The organism is Chitinophaga rupis (assembly GCF_900109685.1).
In the GTDB taxonomy this organism is placed as follows: domain Bacteria; phylum Bacteroidota; class Bacteroidia; order Chitinophagales; family Chitinophagaceae; genus Chitinophaga; species Chitinophaga rupis.
In genome coordinates this window covers 95036-116194 of sequence record NZ_FOBB01000005.1, presented here as the reverse complement: position 1 = coordinate 116194, position 21159 = coordinate 95036, and the positions used below count along the sequence as shown (strand labels likewise).

Here is a 21159-nt window from a genome sequence, read left to right as displayed (position 1 = left end):
TGTTTCTGTTGGGTAGTATTTATACTTAAAGCCTGAAACTTCTCAGCAGGAACACCCTGTTCAATGAATCCTTTGCCTCGATGCGATAATAACGGTACTGCGCGGCTGCATTTACATTCAGCTCATAATCCTGCACATGCACGGTAGTGCCGGCAGCTTTTACCCGTCCGGCATCCATCCACTGCAGGGAATCCGTACTGGCCTGTATCCTGAAGCTATCGATATATCTTTCCCCGCCGGTGCGCAGGCGCAGGCCATATGGGGTTTCAGCAACAGATAACAGCTGCACAGGGCCTTTGCGCACAGTATCCATAATATGCTTTTGCGCCACACGCTCAAAGAGAATGCGGTGCCCCGGTATATTCAGATGGATGCCATCCTGATCGTATTGCTTGTTGATAGTATTATCGGCATTGGCAAAAGGCTCCCAGAAATTAATCACTTTATCGCCATAGGTGGCCAGCAGCCAGTCGCGCATCTGTGGCAATGTATTACGCGGATGCCCGAAAGTATTGGTACGTGGCTGGGTAGTAGTTACCCACACCGGGATCTGCTTATCCGTTGCAGCTTGGATGATCGTGCGGAAATTAGCCTGCTGCTCTTCCAGGCTGTAGCCGGCAGCTGCATCATTGGTGGGAAGGTTGAGGATGATAGCATCCGGATGAAAGCTGAGCGCTTTGGTAATATTCCTTTCTGTATCCGGTTCCGGCCGGCCTTCTTTCCTGGTGCCGGTGGGCATTACTTCATAGGTGGAATAGCCGGTCTTCGAGATGTTCCGGACCGCTACTTCCGGTCCCAGTGAATGCGCAAAACGGTTCACCCAGCAGCTGTCTTTCGGCTTAATGCCGTATCCTTCTGCGGTAGAAGAACCCACAACAACAATGGTATACCGGTGATGATCCGGGGTGGTTTTACAGCCGGTGGCCGGCAATAAATAAAGGATTACCGCTGCTAATTGCGCAGCTGCCGCATTTCTCCACATGGCGAACAGTTATAAGGTAGAGGAATAAAAAGGTAAGATAATTTATTTTTGAGAAAAGTAGTGCCCATTACTCCCGTTCCGGCGCATTTGTCAATGTCGTACAAATACGCTAACTTCTGCTCCCAATATGAGAGACAAGGTCTTTTATCCATCAGCTATTTTAAGCCGTTATGTAAAGTATTACTGGACCTGCATCCACGATAGTGATACCCTGGAGCTGATGTATCCGTCCGGGTGCCTGGAATTTTGTATCGATATATCGAATTGCGATACGATTAGGCACCGGGGAAACCAGTCAATTATAGTACCCCGTTTGGAGGTGCTTGGCCATTGGAACATACCCACGAAGGCCTCTATCCAAAAGGGTAATATTTGCCTGATAACACGTTTCTACCCATACGCCGGCGCCCTCTTCTTCCCAAACCAGGTTTCCGACTTTACCAACAAATCCATTGACCTGCATGATATTCTCAACAAGGAATCCAGGGAGTTTTACCAGCGCCTGATGGAGCAACCTTCGCTGGAACAAAAGGTGAAAGTGCTGGAAGCATTCTTAATTGATAAGCTGCTCAGCAGCAGGAAAAACCAGGAGAAGATAATGTTGGTCGAAGCGTTGTGCAATTCCATCTGCCAAAATGGTGAATCATTTGACATTGAGCGCCTGGCAGCAGAAAGCGGATTTTCTGAACGGTACATTCAGAAACTTTTTCTGAATTACGTAGGCATCTCGCCCAAAAGCTTCTTTTCGGTTCAACGGTTCAACAAAAGCCTCAGGCTGGTCCGGTCGGCTAATATGTCGCTGACCAATATCGCCTATGAATGCGGCTATTACGACCAGGCTCATTTCATCCGGGAGTTCAGATCATACACCGGCATCACTCCCTCCCAGCTATCTGCTCACATCATCGATTATTGATCTGATCATAAAAAAGCCAGTACCCGGATAGGCACTGGCTTTTCTATATCGTTTTCTACCTGCTTTATTGTTTAATGATCTTCGTTCTATTCACTTCATTTACTCCATTCTTAATCCTCATTATATAAACACCTGCAGGCAATGCAGAAATATCAAGCTGCGTGTTAACCTCGCTCATTTCACGGCGCAATACCAGGCGGCCGTTCACATCAAACATGCTCACTTCTGATTTTCCTTTGTAGCCCGAAAGGTTAATGTTCACCAGGTCCCTGGCAGGATTCGGGAATACAACCATTTTGGGTGCATTGCTAGTAATAGCATCATCTCCGCGGCTGGCAGTACCTAATTGTACCCGTAGTGTATAACAGGTGGTAGCACTATTGGCCCCATTGTAGCCATACACCTGCACATAATAAGTACCCGCGCTGACGGTTCTGCTGATCGTTTCATTGCTGGTGCCGCCTGCCTGTGAAATAGCCACCTGTGTACCTGAGCTGTTCAGCAGTTTTACATCATAATCACCAGGCAGGGTTCTCAATGTAATCGTGATAGTACCGGAAGTAGTGATCACAAATTTATAATTATCAACATCACCACTTGGGCTGATAAGGCCTGTAACATCCGTATTAAATGGAATGGTTGCAGCACCGGAAATAGTTCCATTGGTTGAATTATCCAACGGATTTGCACAACCGGATGAGGTTAAGGTAGTGAATTGCGCAGTAGCATAGGTGCTATTACCGCCTGAACAATTTGTTCTTACTCTCCAGTCATATAATGTGATGGAGGTTAATCCGCTTAAGTTAACCGATGTGGAAGCGGTTCCGGTTGCGGCATTGATCCAGGTGGAGGATGCATTAGGTTTATAATCTACGTCATAGCTCAGCGCGCCGCTTACGGATGTCCAGCTAACAGTAGCTCCCGTAGCTGTTACAGCGGAACTGGCTAAGCCAGTGGGCGAATTGCAGGTGCCTGTGGAGGTGGTAGTAAATTGCGCTGCTGAATAAGCGCTGCTGCCGCTGGCGCAATTAGTTCTTACCCTGTAATCATAAGTAGTTCCGGAGGTAAGTCCTGTTAAGCCCAGAGAAACAGCCGTTGTTCCTGTTGCAGCATTCACCCAGGTAGCAGAGGAAGTAGCTTTATAATCCACATCATAAGATACTGCGCCGCTTACTGCGGTCCATCCTACGGTAGCCGATGTAGTGGTAATAGCAGAAGCAATTAACCCTGACGGAGCAGCACAGCCGGAACCGGATGTAATAGTGAAATTGGTATTGGAAATATCAAAGAAAATATTTCCTACCGCTTCTACTTTTATTCTTGCTGTGGTAGTGGGTGTATTCGGAACCGTTATCACCTCACTGCCATCATTCGGAGTGCTGGCCACTAATGTGCTGAAGGTAGCGCCTCCATCTGTAGAGATAGATATTTTTACATTAGCGCAGCTAACCGGTGATGCGGTTGTATTGGCTACACTCCAGGTTACCGTTTGTGATGAATTACCAGCCCAGGTTACCGCCGTATTAGGAGCCGTTACTGAAAAAGGCCCGGATGAATTGGTAACCGTTACTGTCATATCCGCAAAATTGGTTTGTCCGATGCTTACCGGTGCGGTAGAACTATAAGGTGCATTATCCCTTACCGTTAGGCGGAAGCTCAAGGTTCTTGAAACGGAGCTCAATGCTTCTGTATTAGCGCCTGCATCCCCGCCAGTCAATGGGCCGGACACTAAACCGCCTGCAAGAATGGTAGACATTTTGGGAAAATACCTTGTTGGCGATGTGGTAGGCGTAAATGAGATCCAGTTGGGACCAGATGCTTTGGTTGCGCTGGCCACACTGGCAGATCCCGTTTGTGAGGAGGATGCGCTGTTATTTTGCTCCCAGCAATAAGTCAGCACATCACCGGCATTAGCATCAGTAGCTGAACCGGTCAATGCAAACGGGGTGCTGATAGGGATCGCAAAATTACCGCCGGCATTTACAACAGGGGTTGCATTATTAGCGGCTATGCTGGTAGTTATCGGGCAGGTTTTGCCGGAAAGATTAGCCTGGATCTGCGCAATGGAAGCAGCATGATAAATATCAATGGAATGTGGAGCAAGATCCTGGCTGGTAATACCGGCATAACCCATAATAGTGATCCCGGAGCCTGGTTCCACATTCACGCCGGTACCTTCATTGCTCATGGAAAAAGTGTGGTTAGCACCCAGCTGGTGCCCTACTTCATGCACTACATAATCGATATCGAAATTATCTCCCTGCGGAATAGCATCTGCAGGAGAAGTAAAGCCGCTTCCTTTTGAATTGTCAGCACAAATACAACCTATACAACCGGCATTACCGCCACCACCGGATGCCCCGAACAGGTGGCCAATATCATAGTTCGCGGCGCCGATCACAGAGGTTAATGTGCTTTGCAGCTCGCTGTTCCATGCCCCGCCGGCGCCACTGCTGGCCGCGGAATATGGATCTGTTGAAGCATTATAATAGAATACATTGGTAGTTGCCGCAATCAGGTTAAGATGGATAGCCAGATCCTTTTCATAAACACCATTGCAACGGGTAAGCGTAGCATTAACAGCTGCCAGCACCAATGCAACCTGCGAAGCGCTGGTAGCGCCAAAATAATTGGAGTATTCAGCTGTAACGGATTGAGCCAGCCGTAATGTTTTCATATCGCCGGTTGACCTGGCAGCAACATCAGATACCTTGCGGGCTATATCATCTGACAATTTTTGCTCCGGGGTAGAACACTTCCAGGGTAAGGTCTTCGGCCGTTTTTTAAATACAGCATAAACAGTATGGTCGGCAGAATAAGGTTCAATAAACTCTGTTTCCTTTTCTGTGCGAAAAACAGTTGTTTGAATCCCCTGCGGAGAAATGCTCAGCTTTAATGTAGCATATTTATCCGTGATGCCTTTCCCTGAAAAAGCTCTTATATCAGGGAATTGGGCCTGTAATGCAGGCTCGAAATTGGAAGCTTCTACAATTTCAAACTGTTCAATTTGCCCGTCTGCATTCGGCAAAGAGATAATGGTTGCATGTGCGGATGCATTACGGACCGTTTTAAATGCTTCATTCCGGAAAGGGGTAAAGCTCAGATCAAATAACTGGAATTCGGCCGGAAATGCAAGCCGGGCCACCGCTTTGTCGGTAGTGATCCTGGCGGCATCGGTGTGGGGCCTCCAATAATTCTGGGCAAACGAGATTGTACTGCATAGTAATGCAGCTGCGAAGAGTAGAACTTTTCTCATGAGAAGATAGGGTTTTAGGGTAAAAAAAATGCTCTCTGCATAAATCTAGCTTAATTCACTGCGGTAGGATTGCACCGGATTGCGCTATTGGGGAACCTTTTACCCCTGGTTATTTTGAGTTTAATTAATTGATAAACAGAATATTGCAAGTTCCGGCGGAAAGAAAAAAAGGCTGGAGATAACTTCCGGCCTTTCCTGTAAGTTTATTTTACCGCCTCTTACCCTCTATGATCCGCGCAATATCTTCTCCATCTTCCGGCCCTTCGCCAGCTCATCCACCAGCTTATCCAGATACCGGGCCTGCTGCGTCAAAGGATTTTCGATCTCCTCTACGCGATACCCGCAAATTACACCTGTGATGAGCTTCGCATTGGGGTTTAGCGAAGCGCGCTGGAAAAACGTTTCAAAAGTTACCTTTTCGTTTATCAGCTCCTGCAGCTGCTTATTATCGAAGCCTGTTAACCATTCTATAACCTGGTGCAATTCTTCTTTTGTTCTGCCTTTCTTCTCTACCTTTGCGAGATACAAAGGATAGACCGAGGCAAAGATCATTTTTGCAATACGCTGATCTTGTGTATTGGAGCCGTCCATACCTTATATTTTAGCGATAGCGCCCTGGCATATTCCCAGGGATGAAAATATTAGGATTTTATTAGCAATATTAATAAAAAGGATAGTTATCTTCATATCATGATACGGGCAATCATTTTTACCGCAATTTTAATGTCGGCGGCCATGGCAACTAAGGCACAGTCTCCTTTATATTACGGCCCCCAGCATAATATACAACCGGCCTTCGGAAATCCCGGCCAGGCAGCTGATACCAGCTACCATCCAAAAAAATGGTTTATCACAAAATACGCCGGCATTACCACCGGTTTTATTGGATTTAAGGGAGGCAGCAGCACCTTCCTGTCCGCTCCATTGGAATATCAGCTCAACCGGCAATTGACCAATAATATATTTGCTTTCGGAGGTATTTCGGTAACGCCTACTCTTTTACAATACAATAGTGCATTCTACCAACCCGGCATTGACAAGAACTATGGTTCAATGCGGAACAACAATTTCAGCATTAACCCAGCCGCCAGAGTAGGCGTAATGTATATCAGCAACGACAGAACATTTTCTATTTCAGGCAGCGTTAGCGTAAGCAGGAGCAACTATTATGGCTACTCTCCTCTTTATGCACCTGCTTATGCTCCGGCGAATCCTCATGTGCAGTAAAAGCGGCTCATACCTCTGCCACCTCTATATAAAAATCATCCTCATCTACCTCAAAATCGCCTGCGTTCATTTGCTTCAGCGTAATGATCTGCCGGTTAGTTGTGGGATAAATAAAACCAAAGCGGCCCGGGGCTACTGTTACTTTTACCGGCATCTTAAACCCCGCTGCATCTGCCAGCCAGCGGTAGGTTAGCTGCAGATTGCTTCCCTTTTCTTTCAGGGATATTTCCAGCTTCGGCAGGCTGGTGTATTTCAGATACTGATCAAAGAACCAGCTGTAATCTTTACCCGTACGCAGTGAAATGTAGCTTACCAATTCATCGGCCGAAAGGGTCCGGTAACGGAAATGCTGCTGTATATCCTTTAGCAGCGTAAACCACAGGGTATCGTTATCCAGCACAAAGCGGAATGTATTCAACATCAGGCTCCCTTTGCTATACATATCCCCGATATTGTAGTGGATGTGATTTACATTATAAACACCGGTTACAGGCTCGCGGTTATTTACCTGGTCTTTCTGTGCATTCAGGTACGCTACCCCCAGCGCCTTACCTTCGCTGCATTCTACCATAAGACCTTCCGCATAGGTGGCAAATGCCTCATGCATCCACATGTCAGCAATATCTTTACAGCTGATGGCATTACCCCACCACTCGTGTGCACATTCATGCCAGATCAAAGGCGAATAATCCAGGCGCATGCCCTCTTTGATCTTTCCCATGCATACGCCGCTCTGGTGCTCCATGGGATAAGGGCTTTCAAGCAGGGTGAAACCATCCCGGGGAAACGGGTATTTTCCAAAATGTTGTTCAAAACAGGCCAGCATGGGCTTTACCTGCGCAAACATAGTTCTGGCGCGTTCTAAATTATAGGGCATCACATAATAGTCCAGCGTTAATGTATCCTGGCCGCTGATATAGGCATCTTTAAAAGAAGCGTATTTACCTATGCAAAAGGTAGCGTTGTAATTATTGATGGGATAGGTCACCAGCCATTCATACCTGGTTTTACCGGCGCCTGCCGGCGTTTTCCGCTGCAAACGGCCATTGGATATTTCAGTATAGCCGTTGGGTATAGTGATCCAGATCCGCATGCTGTCCGGTTCATCAGACAAATGATCTTTGTTGGGCCACCATAAGCTGGCGCCGGAGCCCTGGCATACTACCTGTACCCAGGGATTGCCTTGTTCGTCCTTGTCCCATAGTATACCGCCGTACATCGGGATCTTAAAGTCAGGCTCCTGCGGTACCCCATCGTAATACACCATGATCGTTTCTTCACTGCCTGCGGGCAGCGTAAGGGGAAACTTCACAAATACCGCATTATCTTCCCGGGTAAATGACAGGGGCTGATCCCCATACAGGATCTTCCTGATGCGCATATTGGCGTACAGGTCTATCTGCATCCGGTTAAACGGGGTCACTACTTTAAACCGGATCTTATTACTCCCCTCAATGGAACGGTGCTCCAGGTTTACATCCACATCCAGGTGATAAAAGCTAACGTCGTAGCAGTTACGAAGCGTCGATAGCATGCCGCGCAGCGTATCGGCCCGGGTAAAGCCGTTCTGACGGTTAGAAATATGTGCGGCTTTGCCAGAGGGCGGCGCGGCGTCCTTCTTTTGCTTTACTGAATCCTGCAGCACCGGCAGCAGGATGTTGTAGTTTTCCCAGAAAGCAGGATCATAGTCATTCCCTATCTCATGGTTCATGGATGACCGGTCATTACTAATACCCGTAGCAAAACGTTGTAAGCTATCCTTGCTCACGTCTGTGACCAGCAGATAAAAATCACCGGTCCATGGAACATCCTTCATTCCCCGCTTGCTGCTGTTCAACACGCACTCCCAGTGACGCTGTACGGTGCTCAGGTAACTTTTATTATTGTATTGCTTGTAGGTGACCACCATCGAGATCTTTGTAAAATCAAAGCTGGCCTTTATAACCTTAGACATGATCATATAGTTGATACCACCTTTCCCATGGCGGTTCACATAGTCATTCCCGGCCGGGGTGGTCTCCATCTCACACCTTACCAGTGCCAGGTCAGCTTCGTCAATATAGATCTTTGCCCATACCAGTCCTTTGCGGCTATCTTCTTTGGGCTGCAGGTATAACACCAGGAGATTACGGTCGCTTTCGCGGATCGTTTCCCTGTAATCACAGGTATAATAGCGGAAATTGCGTTCATTCAGTATATTATTCTTTGCGTCAAGGTATTTCTGTAAGTCTTCGTTCAGGGAGGAGTAAGCCGTGTTCGTAATATTACCGATCCAGTTGTACAGCTGCGGATCTTTACTCCAATCCACCTTCTTTTTACGGCCTTTGATAATGCGGATCTGGTCTTTATGATCCCGGCCGGTATGATAGGTTTTGTAAATATCCATAACCGATTCAATGAAATTGACTGTATCTGCAGCCAGGCGGATATTTTCCCTGTAAAAGGCGGTCAGCCGTACATCGGCAGTATCATAATTATCTGGTATGCTGCGAATCATTTGCCGCAGGATCCCAAAACCGTTGCGCACATTTACCGATACGGCCGGAAGCAGGTAAACAGCCGGCTCCAGACGGATATCCATATCCTGTAAGCTGGCCTTCGGCAAGGGCATGGTAACAGACTGGTAACCGATGCAGGAGATCAGCAGCGTGTCCTGCCAGAATTTTTCCGCTATTTTAAAAATGAACTCCCCCGCTATATTGGCAGCCGTACCAATACTACCGTTGGCTAGCTGGATATTGGCATAAATAATGGGTTGATGACTACCGGCATCGGTTATCCTGCCGGAAAGCGTTATGAATTTTTCCTGGGCAATAACCTGGTTACCGGTCAAAACCAATAATAACAAACAAAGACGCAAATAATGTTTCATCTCCTTTTTTCGGGTAAAGCAAGGTATTTCAGGCTGTTATATCTACTCAAATCCGGAATTGAATAACATTTTACTACTCATTTTCCGGTTTTGGCTGCTTTTCCAGGTGCAGGGTCATATATTCCCTGGGCGACATACCGGTATGGCTCCGGAAGGCACGTTGAAAAGTTGCCTGCGAATTAAAACCGGCATCAAAAGCCATGGCCAGGATAGTCATATTATCCTGCCGCAGCTCCCGGATATTTTGCTTAAATGCCTCCACCCGGTACCCGTTCACAAATTCATTGAAGCTTTTCTGCAAGTGCTGGTTCAGGATCAATGAAATGGTTTTCTGGGGCAGGCCGGTATGCCGGGCTAGCAAGGCCAGGTTAAGCTCAGGATCCAGGTACAGGCGGTCCTGTTCCATTGCTTTTTTCAGGAGTGGTTCCGCTTCCGCTATCAGCTTTTCGGACGGAGGGGTCACCACTTTTCTTGCCACCGGCGCTTCCGCAGGCGCCATCAGGTAACCTTTTATTCCCAGACAGTAGATCAGGACCACCAGGGGAATATATACCGGGTACCAGTCTACCGTATTCAGCACCTTATCTGTCAGGGATGGTATCACATAAGGCACCAGGTATACAAACCATATAACCTGGAAAACAAGAAAAAGACGGATGAACTGGCGCATCCATTGGCGGTAAGGCTCTTTCTCCGTGCTTACCGTGGCCAGGTACCTGGCGGAGAGCCAGAGATAGATAGTAATAGAACCCCAGCGCGGAATATCGGCATATACATTATAGTTGTCAATAAAACGGCCCAGGAAACCGGGGTCCGGTATTGAAAAGTCTAACAACGCAGCCGCAAAATATATTATGATGCTGAGCTGGGGGCCGCAGTCTATTATCACAGGTAAAAAATGTAAGCGCTGCTTCCGTGTAATCCTGAAATTGGGATCAATGGTGCTTTTAACATAAAAATACAAGAGCGGACCAAGGGGCATAATAATAACCAGCGGAATAAGATTGCCCAGCAGGTTCAGAATAGGATTCTCCGTGAACCGGGGCGATTCAAAAAGGTATAGGTTAAGACAAGCCAGCGCTATGAGGAGTATGAGTGTGCCCAGTAAACGGTTGGGACGGGAACGTTTTTTTGAGAAGAAGAGCAGCATGCTCATAATAACACCCTGTAAAAAGCCCAACAGGATAAGGATGTGAAAAAATTCAGCAAAGGTCATAGCCGGGAATTTGGGTTTTAAAGATAGGGATTATTGGATTGTCCGGAAGCGGACATTATAATGTCAAAAGCGGACATTTCCATTTAGTAACCGTATCATAAATAATTAAAAATGAACACCTTATTATTCTTGTATTGTTTTTGCGATATGCACCCGCAATAATCCCCTCCTGTATGCTGAAGAATTACCTTAAAACCGCTTTCCGGAGCCTGTGGCGCAACAAGCGCTATGCATTTCTCAACATTACCGGCCTTACCCTGGGCATCACCGTTTGCCTGGTGATCTATGTGATCATTCAATACGAGCAAAGCTTCGATATGTTCCATACGAAGAAAGACCGTATCTATAGAGTGCTTACGGTAATGCCGGAAGAAAGTGGCAAGATCAACTACACACCGGCGGTGCCCTTCCCTGTGCCTACTGCGCTGCAAAACGATTTCCCCGGGTTAAAGGTAACCGGTATTCTGCAAATGGGTAAAAGGCTGGTAACACTGGAAGACGTGCACGGCAACATTCAGAAGAAATTCAAACCACTGGTATATTATCTGCAACCCTCCTTCTTTGACATATTTGATTACAAATGGCTGGCAGGGAACAAAGCCACCGCGTTGAACGATCCTAATTCCACCGTGCTGGCACGTTCCACTGCAGAAAAATATTTTGGCGATTGGCACAAGGCCATGGGACAGGTTATCAAGCTTGACCAGCAGTTCAATCTAACGATAACGGGCATACTGGATGATCCGCCTAAGAACACAGAGTTCCAGTTTGATATGGTGGCAACTTATGCCATGCTTAAAATAAACGAGATAAAGGATTGGGTAACGATAGACGACGTTCATAATTGCTATGTGCTGCTGCCTCCGGGGCAGGATGAGGCAAAGATCAACCAGCAGCTGATCGCCTTCTCGAAAAAATACAAAGATCCGAAGAACAAAAACACGCATATGCTGCAGTCGCTGGCTGGCGTGCATTCAGATAACCGCACGTCGAACTTTATTGGCCGTGTGGCATCACCTGAAAGAATAAGGATGCTGTGGATGATCGCCGCATTTATTTTGCTCATTGCCTGTGTGAACTTCGTTAACCTGGCCACCGCACAGGCGGTGAACCGCACCCGTGAGATTGGGGTACGCAAGGTACTTGGTAGTAACCGCTGGCAGCTGAAAATACAATTCCTGTCTGAAACTGCCATGCTGGTGCTGACTTCTCTCCTGCTGGCCGTGGTATTGGCATTGTGCGTGCTTCCGTTCATCAGCAGGATCATGGACCTGCCTTTGGGCCCAGGTATGCTGGTTGCCTACAACGTGTATGCATTACTGTTTGCCATCTTCCTGGCCGTTACCTTTCTGGCAGGCTTCTACCCTTCCATCGTTGTGTCGGCATTCAATCCCATTAATGCGTTGAAGAGCAAGATAGCAGCCAGCAAAAAGACCGGCGGCGTTTCCCTGCGCCGTAGCCTGGTGGTTTTCCAGTTTATCATTGCACAGGCATTGATCATTGGCACGCTCATCATCCTGCAGCAAATGAATTACTTTAACAAACAATCCATGGGTTTTACCCGGGATGCCATTGTGAATGTACCTTTCCGTAACGACAGCGCAGGCAATGCAAAGATTGCTTACCTCCGGGACCAGCTGCAGCAGATCAAAGGCATACAGGAGCTGAGCTTTTCCAATGCAGCGCCTTCCAATGATGGTAACTGGTGGACAGGCTTTAAATTTGATCACCAGGCGGAGGAAACCAAATTCCCATCCATCACGCGCTGGGTGGATTATAACTATCTCAACACCTACGATATCAAACTCGTAGCAGGCCGCAACCTCACCCGAACAGATTCCGTACGCGAGTTCCTGGTGAACGAAACACTGGTGAAAAAACTAGGTTTGAAACCAGCAGACGTGCTCAATAAAGATATAGATGTATGGAACGGCCAGATCAAAGGCCCGATTGTAGGAGTGGTCCGGGATTTTGCCGCCGGTACGCTGAAAGAGGCCGTGGCGCCCGTATTCATGAGCAACATAAAACGGCGTTTCAACAGCGTGGGCGTAAGACTGGCCGCCGGTGCGGACGTACAGGCTTCGCTAAAAGCTATTGAAAAGCTCTGGAATGAGAACTTCCCCGAACAGATCTTCGAATACCAGTTCCTGGACCAGCGGATAGCGGAATATTATAAGGAAGAACGCCAGCTGGCACATTTGTACGAGATCTTTGCAGGCATAGCCATATTCCTCAGCTGCCTGGGCTTATACGGCCTGGCATCATTCATGGCAGTACAGCGTATAAAGGAAGTAGGTGTGCGCAAAGTGCTGGGAGCAACGCCCGCTCATATTGTATACCTTTTCTCAAAGGAGTTTATCCTGCTCATAGGTATCGCGTTTGTGATAGCAGCCCCGCTGGTATGGTATTTCATGCATAACTGGCTCAATAATTTCGTGAACCGGATAGATATTAACTGGGGAGTGTTTGCGGCCGGAGGTATGGCGGCACTGGTGATAGCGCTGATAACCGTTAGCTCGCAAGCCATCAGGGCAGCCATGATGAACCCTGTAAACAGTTTAAAAGCGGATTGATAAAAATATCAGCTAACAATCTGACAGGCGGCAGGGTTTCCTGCCGCCTGTTTTTTTGCGGCCGCAGGGCGCCTGCGGGCTGTATTCCTGAATAGAGGAACCGTTAAAAAAGAAGAGGCAGAAATGTATAATTTATTGTATATTCTCGAAGTAATTAAACCCTGATTCAGTGAATTAAAACCCGGACCCGTTTGTTTATCAATCTTTTGCGAAACCATTAAACCACGTATCTCAGCTATGAAACAAATTTACGCTACTGCTGTATTCCTTTTATGCGTTGCATTTGCGTTTGCCCAGCTTAATACCAATCCGTACCTGTCCGTATACTATACGGTACCGACAGGAAATACCATTCGTGATTTTAGCAACAACCGGCTCCTGGTTGTAAAAGACTCTACCTGCCGGTTGATCAACACCCTGCAAAATACCAGCGAAGTAATTACCCTTCCGCGGCGACTTGTAATTGCGTCCGGACAAACAAACTCCGCCTGGGTAACGCCCGTTGGAGCATTATTCACCGTAGCCACGGGGAGTGATGCTGTGGCGGTATATGAATGGCGGCAGGGCCAGCTGACATTAGTAGAGTCCCATGCAAGAACGTTATCGGTTAGTGGTAACTATCTTGCCTGGGTACGGGGACAGGGCCCCATACCGTCTCAGGTAACGGATTCCCTGTTCCTTAAAAACATGGCCCTGCAGCAGGTTACATTAGTTGATGATAGCGTAGGTACAGATATAGCCATGTCTAAGGAAGGTATGGCGGTGTACTATGATTATAACCAGCGGATCCAGTACATCTGGCAAAACGGTGTTAGAAAGGTCATAAAAGACCGATCCGGCAGAAATGCTACTTTCAGGATGCCGGTGGCAGACAACGGAAAGATCTTGGCCATATCACAGGAAGGTCTAAGCACGCTGGTGTTATATAACGGAACAAGCGTAGATACGCTGCGCATGCTGGGCGACGAGACCTATGTAATCGATAGAACACAGTACAGTATTAACGGCGGATACCTGGCCTATGTGGTCAGGGAGGATGGAGGTTATCCCGATTCATGGACCTATGTACGGGACTCCGTTGGCAACACCCGCGAGGCATTTCACTATCAGGGTGGTAAGTATCACTCTTACGCATTTACTTTTATAAGGGCATTGTCGCCAAACGGGGATGTAATGGTGCACAGAGACCTTAACCCAAGCGGTTTATATTACTCGCCCCGGACAGGCCCGCAGAAGCTGATCGCCAATACTCCCTACGAGCGCATTTTTAACCAGCAGAACGCCTGGTTCCTGAGCCAGGATACTATCTTATATGCCATCCATGCGGATTCCACGCTGCCGATGCATATTCAGCCCTTTTATAAAACGGGATTAGCGAACAGCTCCATTCAGTTTACAGCGAATGACTTTATTCAGCATTTCTCAGGTCCTGCCAGCGGCGCCGGTCAGCTGGAGAAGATCAAAATTACTTCTTTGCCAACCTGGGGCCGGTTAACTGTAAAGGGAAAAACTGTTTTCTGGGAAAGGAGCAATGAAATAACCAGGGCAGAGCTGGACAGCATGAAGTACACACCCAATCCTGGTATTGTAGGATTTGATGTGCTGCAATGGCAGGGCTCAAACGGGCTTACATATACCAGTGACGCTGCTGTAACCCTGCGTGTATACCCTATCTTAAACACCCCGCCCATCCTTCGCACCTTGGAAAGCAAGTATAGCATGGCCGGCGGCCCTGATACCATATTGATCGCAAACTATCCTCCCGAACGCTGGCATACAGAAGTAGCGGTGTTGCTGGATAGCGTAACAGCATTACCCGTAAGCCCCAACGGCGCCTTTATTATTGATCCGGGCGCCTTGTCAGCAGGTTTGCATAACCTACGGGTAACTTTCTGGCATCCGCTGGATACGATCAGCATTTCCCGGAACTTTACCGTTACAACCCAACAGCCGCTCATGACAATGTCGCAGCAGAAAAGCGGCGTATTCACGCAGGAACATCTCAGCATATCGCCTAATCCCTTTAGCCAACAGTTTACCCTGACCGGGCTGTCTCCTGAAGGAGCATTTATTCTGTCGCTGCTCGATCAGCAGGGCCGGGTGGTATATACTCAGCGGGTGGTAAACCAGGGCCGCGTAGCGGTGACTGTCAGTACACCTTTGAGCAAAGGATTGTACCTGTTAAATATTTATGATGAGAATAGCAGAAGGCTGACCAGCACAATAAAACTGCTGCGCCTGTAGATACTTTGTTGAATGGTTATCCTTTGCCATAATCTGAAAACCACGTCAAATAACTGAGGCGCGCTCAAAGCCTTTGTGTTCACCCATGCCCGGTTCCGAACGATCGCTTTTCGCATTCACCCTTTTAGCTAATAAAATTCATGTTACTTCCTAAAAAACCATATTAATTATGAGCACTAATTCTAAAATCCTATCTGTACTTTTTCTGCTGATCATTGTATTAGTAAGCGAATCTGCATTCGCCCAGTCAGGCATTTATGTCGGCGGGCATTTCCGTAGGGAAAGAACGCATACCGTGGCTGACTTAAAAGCTTCGGGGTTTACCTATGTAATACTCTTTAACGTCACTGTTGAAGCGAACGGTGACCTGACTACCGACGGACAAACCATCTGCTCAAACGGATCTTACGTTTTCGGCTCTACCAATCCTAACTACATTGCTGATGTAACTGCGCTGAAAACCGGCGTCACCTCTATAAACAGGGTGGAAACATGCATTGGCGGCTGGGGAAGCCACTCTTACACGAATATCAGAAACCTGGTTAATAGTCAGGGTACAGGTACTTCGGGTATCCTTTACCGTAATTTCAAAGCCCTGAAAACGGCTATACCGTCCATAGATGCGATCAATAACGATGATGAAGAGGCCTATGATGTTAATTCTGCTACCGCTTTCCACATTATGCTGGCTGACATTGGATATAAGACTACGCTTGCCCCTTATATGAACAAGCCATACTGGCAAAGTTTGGCTACCAATGTTAACAACCAGCGCAGTGGTGCCGTTGATAAGATCTATTTACAATGGTATGAGGGAGGAGCCGGCAACAATCCATGTGATTGGAACATCAACAATATTGAACTGCATACAGGTGACCTGAATTATGAGAATGGAAATACGGTAACCGACAAAATGACCCGAGCTAAAAACAATTGCAACTCCAAAGGAGGATTTTACTGGGTATATAATGACAACAATATTAATCTTCAGGAACTGGCAAACAGGGTGAACACAATCTTCGGTATCCGCACTAAAAATCTGAAAGAGGTTGCAAACTTTTACAATGACTGTGATTTTAAGGGTTTTGCCAATGGATTGGAAGTAGGCGACTATGATCTGAACAGGCTGCAGTCCTTAGGCATACAAAACGACCTGCTATCAAGTCTCACAGTAGCGGAAGGATTTCAGGTAACGCTTTATGACGACGCAAATTTCAGTGGTAATTCTAAAACATATAGCGGGAATGTAAGCTGTCTTGTTGCAGATGGGTTAAATGATAAAGTTTCCTCCTTACGCATACGAACAGCCGGGGTAACCGGTTTAGCAGGTACCTATTTTATCCAAAACCGGAACAGCGGAAAATATATGGACCTGGCAGCGGAACATATTCAGGAGAATGGCGGAAACATTCAGCAGTGGGAATATGCAGGAGGCAATAATCAACAGTTTCAGCTAACGCACTTGGGTGATGGAACGTACAGGATCAATGTAGTAGCCAGTGGCAAATCAGTAGATGTGGATGGAGTGAGTAAAGACGAGGGTGCAAATGTACATCAATGGGATTACGTAAGCGGTTTTAATCAGCAATTTGTGCTGGTAGGCACAACAGATGGACACTATAAAATTATTCCCAAACATAGTGGTAAAGTAGTAGAAGTAGCAGATGCGAGTTCATCAAATGGCGCAAATGTTCGTCAGTGGGGTAATAACAGCCAGCTATGCGGGCAATGGAAGCTGGTACCAACAGCAGCAAGGATGGCATCTGTAGAAAAAAAGATGCTGAGCACTAAGAATGAGCTAACCATCTATCCCAGCCCGGTAACACAGGCTATCTTCTTTTCTTCCGGGGAGCTTAGCGGAGCCAAAGCAGCTATTTTTAATGTGCTCGGACAGCCCGTAATAAATACAGTGGTTTCAGGTAATAGCATTGATGTATCTACGCTAAAACCAGGCTTATACACCATTGTAATCAGCAGGGATCATAAGACGATCGTTAAAAAATTCATCAAGAATTAAATGATTCTGTATAATGGGTAAGTGCAGCTTTGAGGTAGATAAGTTGCAGCTGTTCAGGCCATTCAGAGTGTGGTATTTTATTTATCTTGCGAAACTGTTGAACTTACCCATTATGCAAAATGAAAAAACATACGTCTTTATTCCCGGAGGATGGCACGGTGGCTGGGCTTACGATCCAATAACTAATAAACTGGAGCAGCTGGGAAAAAAATGTATTTCATTAACCTTACCAGGTCTTGAATCACAACCCGGGATCCAAAACAGGATAATAAATTTAGATACACATATTCAATTCGTAATAGACAAGCTTGTAACAGAAGATATCACGAATGTGATCTTATGCGGCCATAGCTATGCCGGATTAGTTATTACAGGCGTGGCAGATAAAATTCCGGAAAGGATCTATGCCCTTGTTTATATTGATGCTTACATTCCCAAGGATGGAGATTCCTGCTGGAGCCTTACCACTGAAATGTACAGGCAACGTTTTGTAGCCGGAGCGGGCAAGGATGGTTTCGCTGTTGAAGTTCCGCCAGGGGCAGACGACCGGAGAAGACCACATCCGCTGGCAACATTCATGCAAAGTTTACGTTTGAATGGAGATTATGAACGGGTTCTTAATCGTGCATTCATTTTTCTGAGTGGCTGGGAACCAAGCCCCTTTGTTAAACAATATGAAAATTTGAAAGATTCCAAGGACTGGCATGTGGAAGTAATACACTGCGGGCACAATGTGATGAGAGAATGCCCGGATAAATTGGTTGATGTTTTATGCGGGCTTGAAGAGAAATATAGTTAACAGCCTGCTTTAGATCATGGATGGCCGGCTGGAACAGGAATTACTTATGCATTGCTTAATGCTGTTGCGCAAAATCGCAAACTGCAGCCTTAAAAACCGCACTGTTTTCATAATAAAGCAGGTGTCCTCCTTCTATCTCACGCACTGTTTTTTCCGGGAAAGCAAAAGTTTTGTAACCTTTTATGCCCACTGCATGGTCCGCTGTTCCGGCAATAATAAGTACTGGTATTTTTAGTTGCTGTGTAAAGGCTATGTAGTCTTTTGTATATTCGGGATATTGCTTTTGCTTAAATAGAACGGCCATTGCAAAATCCTGTGAATGCTCGTAGTCATCCACAGCCATTTGTTTTTGAATAGTCGCCGTATCTTCCGATAGTAGCTTGTACGCTAAGCCACGTTTACGGAGCGCAGCCATTTTCTCCAAATTTAATTGCAAAGACTGTCCCTGCTGAGCATAGCGGATACGCCCGTATTTTCACCTAAAAGTTCCTTCTTATACCTGCAACTTTCACATAAAGCTTAACATTATCACTAGTTTTGAATTCAAATGCCCGCTGTTGTACAGATTGTGCAAACGTACTATGCCATACGAAGAGTTGTATAATACTTAACAAGACAAAGTTCTTCATTACAAAAAATGATTTTCTTGTAAAATACGAAGAAGAGCCTGATCAGCATACTTTCCCGGCTAATTCCTATCTACTGAAGCAGGCAACAATTAATGAAATTCACATTTTTTGATAGGCTTTGAGTGCACTGCAAAATGCAGTGCACATTTGTACTATTAAACTCCTTAAGTAAAAATTTATTGAAAGGCTATCTGCATTATTTAAAGATGTTGGCATTTACTACATTTGAGGATAATATACTGATCCCGGGATGAGCTCATCACGGCACAGAGGAAATAAATAAACAGATGAAAAAAATCGGATTTTTATCGTTCGGTCATTGGGCGAACCATCCAGCGTATAGCACAAAAACGGCGGGCGACACCTTGCTTCAATCTATTGATTTGGCAGTAGCAGCGGAAGAATTAGGTATTGACGGCGCCTATTTTCGGGTACATCATTTTGCCAGACAACTGGCGTCTCCCTTCCCTTTATTAGCGGCTATTGGTGCCAAAACCAGCAAAATTGAAATCGGAACTGGCGTTATTGATATGCGGTACGAAAATCCACTGTATATGGTGGAAGATGCCGGCGCTGCAGATTTAATTTCCCGCGGTCGTCTGCAATTAGGCATCAGCAGGGGGTCGCCCGAACAGGTAATCGACGGTTGGCGCCACTTTGGCTATGAGCCTGCCGCAGGGGAAACAGATGCAGATATGGGCCGGCGGAAAGGGCTTGAATTTTTTGAGCAGCTGAAAGGCAAAGGATTTGCCGAACCCAACCCCAATCCTATGTTCCCCAACCCTCCCGGGCTATTACGTTTGGAGCCGTTTTCCCCCGGCTTACAAGATCGCATTTGGTGGGGCTCAGGTTCCGATGCTACCGCAATCTGGGCAGGTAAAACCGGCATGAACCTGCAAAGCTCTACCCTGAAATTTGATGAAAGTGGTAAACCGTTTCATATACAACAGGCCAAACAGATCCGTTTGTTTAAACAAGCGTGGAAAGAAGCAGGTCACCAACGTGAACCCAGGGTGTCTGTAAGCCGGTCCATTTTTGCATTGGTAAATGATCAGGACCGGCATTATTTTGGACAGCAGTCTGGCAGCAAAGATCAGATAGGCACCCTGGAGGCAGACAGACGTGCCATTTTTGGCCGGAGCTATGCTGCAGAACCGGATCAGCTGATCAAAGAATTGGCACAGGATGAGGCTATCCGGGAAGCAGATACCGTTCTCCTGACAATTCCCAATACATTAGGTGTGGATTATAATGTACACGTGCTTTCTTCGATATTGGAGCATGTAGCTCCCGGGCTGGGATGGCGATAAACGTAGTTGGATAAACGTAGTTGATGGTAAATAAAATTCGATACAAAACCAAAATTGCAGTAATAGGCGCCGGGCAGGCGGGACTATCAGCTGCCTATTATTTAAAAAAGCTGGGGTTGGAAATTGGTCCGGGTTTCATCATCCTTGATGAAGCGCCTCATCCCGGCGGCGCCTGGCAATACAGATGGCCTTCGCTTACACTAAGTACCGTCAACAGGATTCATGATCTCCCTGGTATGTCTTTCGCAGAAACCATTGATACCAGTAATCCAGAAGTGCAAGCCAGTCTGGCCGTACCTCATTATTATGATCTGTATGAAAAGAAATTTGATTTCCGGGTGTATCGGCCACTAAAAGTGGAAACGGTCTATTTACATCAGGAGCGGTTTTACATCGATTCATCAAAAACCTTATTTTCAGCATTAGGCATCATCAATGCGACCGGCACCTGGGAGAACCCCTATATTCCGGAATATCCCGGTGCCCGCCTTTTCCAGGGCGAACAATTGCATACGAAAGACTTTAAAACTGCCGGCTATTTTAAAGGCAAACATGTGATTGTTGTAGGAGCAGGTATTTCCGCCGTTCAGTTGTTGGATCAGATTTCAAAGGTTACCACCACAACCTGGGTTACCCGGCGGCCACCTCAATTTAGGGAAAGTGCATTTGATGATGCTGCAGGGCGTAATGCAGTAGCGATGGTGGAGGAAAGGGTAAGGCAAGGTTTACCACCTTTATCTGTAGTGTCTGTTACCGGATTACCTCTTTCACCTCAGGTCATGGATATGAAAGAAAGAGGGGTGCTAAAACGTTTCCCCATGTTTAGCGAGATAACGAAGGACGGTGTGAAATGGGAAGACGGGAAAGAAGAAAAGGCGGACGTCATTTTGTGGAATACCGGTTTTAAAGGTGCTTTGGAACATTTAAAGCCCGTTTTGCCAAGAGAAGAAAATGGCGGTATTCTAATGGCCGGCAGATTGGCAACTATGGTTGCTAAAGAACCCCGCATTCATTTGCCGGGTTACGGGCCTTCTGCTTCCACTATCGGCGCCAACCGTGCAGGGGCGGCTGCGGCAAGCGAATTAATGGATACACTGGGGCTTAAATGATCATGTTGC

The 21159-nt window shown here is 46.7% G+C and carries 14 protein-coding genes; 8 read left to right on the top strand and 6 right to left on the bottom strand.

Annotated features, from left to right (window positions below):
• Positions 1-25 precede the first annotated feature (25 nt).
• Positions 26-982, bottom strand: a complete 957-nt coding sequence (locus tag BMZ54_RS19960; protein WP_089916104.1) for an SGNH/GDSL hydrolase family protein — start codon at positions 980-982, stop codon at positions 26-28.
• A gap of 127 nt (positions 983-1109) precedes the next feature.
• Here BMZ54_RS19960 and BMZ54_RS19955 point away from each other — a divergent pair, with 127 nt between their 5' ends.
• Positions 1110-1898: a helix-turn-helix domain-containing protein gene (locus BMZ54_RS19955; protein ID WP_089916101.1), complete on the top strand. Its 789-nt coding sequence runs from the start codon at positions 1110-1112 to the stop codon at positions 1896-1898.
• A 64-nt stretch (positions 1899-1962) separates the two neighbouring features.
• Here BMZ54_RS19955 and BMZ54_RS19950 read toward each other — a convergent pair whose 3' ends face one another.
• The gene (locus BMZ54_RS19950; protein WP_089916098.1) at positions 1963-5154 is read right to left on the bottom strand and encodes a reprolysin-like metallopeptidase; all 3192 of its coding nucleotides are present in this window, start codon (positions 5152-5154) and stop codon (positions 1963-1965) included.
• 225 nt (positions 5155-5379) lie between these two features.
• Positions 5380-5745, bottom strand: a complete 366-nt coding sequence (locus BMZ54_RS19945; RefSeq protein WP_089916093.1) for a DUF2200 domain-containing protein — start codon at positions 5743-5745, stop codon at positions 5380-5382.
• A 144-nt stretch (positions 5746-5889) separates the two neighbouring features.
• Here BMZ54_RS19945 and BMZ54_RS19940 point away from each other — a divergent pair, with 144 nt between their 5' ends.
• On the top strand, positions 5890-6381 hold the full coding sequence (locus tag BMZ54_RS19940) for a hypothetical protein (protein WP_143081081.1): 492 nt from the start codon (positions 5890-5892) through the stop codon (positions 6379-6381).
• Positions 6382-6388: 7 nt separating this feature from the next.
• Here the strand turns inward: BMZ54_RS19940 and BMZ54_RS19935 are convergent, their stop codons facing one another.
• Positions 6389-9253, bottom strand: a complete 2865-nt coding sequence (locus BMZ54_RS19935) for a M1 family metallopeptidase (protein ID WP_089916083.1) — start codon at positions 9251-9253, stop codon at positions 6389-6391.
• 73 nt (positions 9254-9326) lie between these two features.
• A complete protein-coding gene (locus BMZ54_RS19930) occupies positions 9327-10469 on the bottom strand; it encodes a helix-turn-helix domain-containing protein (RefSeq protein WP_089916079.1) in 1143 nt (380 codons plus the stop codon).
• A 173-nt stretch (positions 10470-10642) separates the two neighbouring features.
• Here BMZ54_RS19930 and BMZ54_RS19925 point away from each other — a divergent pair, with 173 nt between their 5' ends.
• From BMZ54_RS19925 to BMZ54_RS19910, 4 genes are all read left to right on the top strand, one after another.
• Entirely contained in the window at positions 10643-13042 is a 2400-nt protein-coding gene (locus BMZ54_RS19925) for an ABC transporter permease (protein WP_089916075.1), read from the top strand.
• A 237-nt stretch (positions 13043-13279) separates the two neighbouring features.
• On the top strand, positions 13280-15286 hold the full coding sequence (locus BMZ54_RS19920) for a T9SS type A sorting domain-containing protein (protein WP_089916070.1): 2007 nt from the start codon (positions 13280-13282) through the stop codon (positions 15284-15286).
• 169 nt (positions 15287-15455) lie between these two features.
• The gene (locus tag BMZ54_RS19915) at positions 15456-17303 is read left to right on the top strand and encodes an RICIN domain-containing protein (RefSeq protein WP_089916067.1); all 1848 of its coding nucleotides are present in this window, start codon (positions 15456-15458) and stop codon (positions 17301-17303) included.
• A 112-nt stretch (positions 17304-17415) separates the two neighbouring features.
• A complete protein-coding gene (locus BMZ54_RS19910; protein WP_162277615.1) occupies positions 17416-18102 on the top strand; it encodes an alpha/beta fold hydrolase in 687 nt (228 codons plus the stop codon).
• Between the two features lie 55 nt (positions 18103-18157).
• Here the strand turns inward: BMZ54_RS19910 and BMZ54_RS19905 are convergent, their stop codons facing one another.
• Entirely contained in the window at positions 18158-18517 is a 360-nt protein-coding gene (locus BMZ54_RS19905) for an alpha/beta fold hydrolase (protein WP_089916062.1), read from the bottom strand.
• 501 nt (positions 18518-19018) lie between these two features.
• On the opposite strand from BMZ54_RS19905, the gene BMZ54_RS19900 reads away from it, so the two are divergent.
• Together BMZ54_RS19900 and BMZ54_RS19895 are read left to right on the top strand one after the other, a co-directional pair.
• Positions 19019-20041, top strand: coding sequence for an LLM class flavin-dependent oxidoreductase (locus tag BMZ54_RS19900; RefSeq protein WP_089916057.1), 1023 nt, complete (start codon positions 19019-19021; stop codon positions 20039-20041).
• Positions 20042-20064: 23 nt separating this feature from the next.
• The gene (locus BMZ54_RS19895; protein ID WP_089916053.1) at positions 20065-21150 is read left to right on the top strand and encodes an NAD(P)-binding domain-containing protein; all 1086 of its coding nucleotides are present in this window, start codon (positions 20065-20067) and stop codon (positions 21148-21150) included.
• Positions 21151-21159 lie beyond the last annotated feature (9 nt).

What these genes read in the sequence shown, in the direction of transcription:
- BMZ54_RS19960 (WP_089916104.1), bottom strand. Translation starts at nt 982, where the DNA reads ATGTGGAGAAATGCGGCAGCTGCGCAATTAGCAGCGGTAATCCTTTAT.
- BMZ54_RS19955 (WP_089916101.1), top strand. Translation starts at nt 1,110, where the DNA reads ATGAGAGACAAGGTCTTTTATCCATCAGCTATTTTAAGCCGTTATGTA.
- BMZ54_RS19950 (WP_089916098.1), bottom strand. Translation starts at nt 5,154, where the DNA reads ATGAGAAAAGTTCTACTCTTCGCAGCTGCATTACTATGCAGTACAATC.
- BMZ54_RS19945 (WP_089916093.1), bottom strand. Translation starts at nt 5,745, where the DNA reads ATGGACGGCTCCAATACACAAGATCAGCGTATTGCAAAAATGATCTTT.
- BMZ54_RS19940 (WP_143081081.1), top strand. Translation starts at nt 5,890, where the DNA reads ATGGCAACTAAGGCACAGTCTCCTTTATATTACGGCCCCCAGCATAAT.
- BMZ54_RS19935 (WP_089916083.1), bottom strand. Translation starts at nt 9,253, where the DNA reads ATGAAACATTATTTGCGTCTTTGTTTGTTATTATTGGTTTTGACCGGT.
- BMZ54_RS19930 (WP_089916079.1), bottom strand. Translation starts at nt 10,469, where the DNA reads ATGACCTTTGCTGAATTTTTTCACATCCTTATCCTGTTGGGCTTTTTA.
- BMZ54_RS19925 (WP_089916075.1), top strand. Translation starts at nt 10,643, where the DNA reads ATGCTGAAGAATTACCTTAAAACCGCTTTCCGGAGCCTGTGGCGCAAC.
- BMZ54_RS19920 (WP_089916070.1), top strand. Translation starts at nt 13,280, where the DNA reads ATGAAACAAATTTACGCTACTGCTGTATTCCTTTTATGCGTTGCATTT.
- BMZ54_RS19915 (WP_089916067.1), top strand. Translation starts at nt 15,456, where the DNA reads ATGAGCACTAATTCTAAAATCCTATCTGTACTTTTTCTGCTGATCATT.
- BMZ54_RS19910 (WP_162277615.1), top strand. Translation starts at nt 17,416, where the DNA reads ATGCAAAATGAAAAAACATACGTCTTTATTCCCGGAGGATGGCACGGT.
- BMZ54_RS19905 (WP_089916062.1), bottom strand. Translation starts at nt 18,517, where the DNA reads ATGGCTGCGCTCCGTAAACGTGGCTTAGCGTACAAGCTACTATCGGAA.
- BMZ54_RS19900 (WP_089916057.1), top strand. Translation starts at nt 19,019, where the DNA reads ATGAAAAAAATCGGATTTTTATCGTTCGGTCATTGGGCGAACCATCCA.
- BMZ54_RS19895 (WP_089916053.1), top strand. Translation starts at nt 20,065, where the DNA reads ATGGTAAATAAAATTCGATACAAAACCAAAATTGCAGTAATAGGCGCC.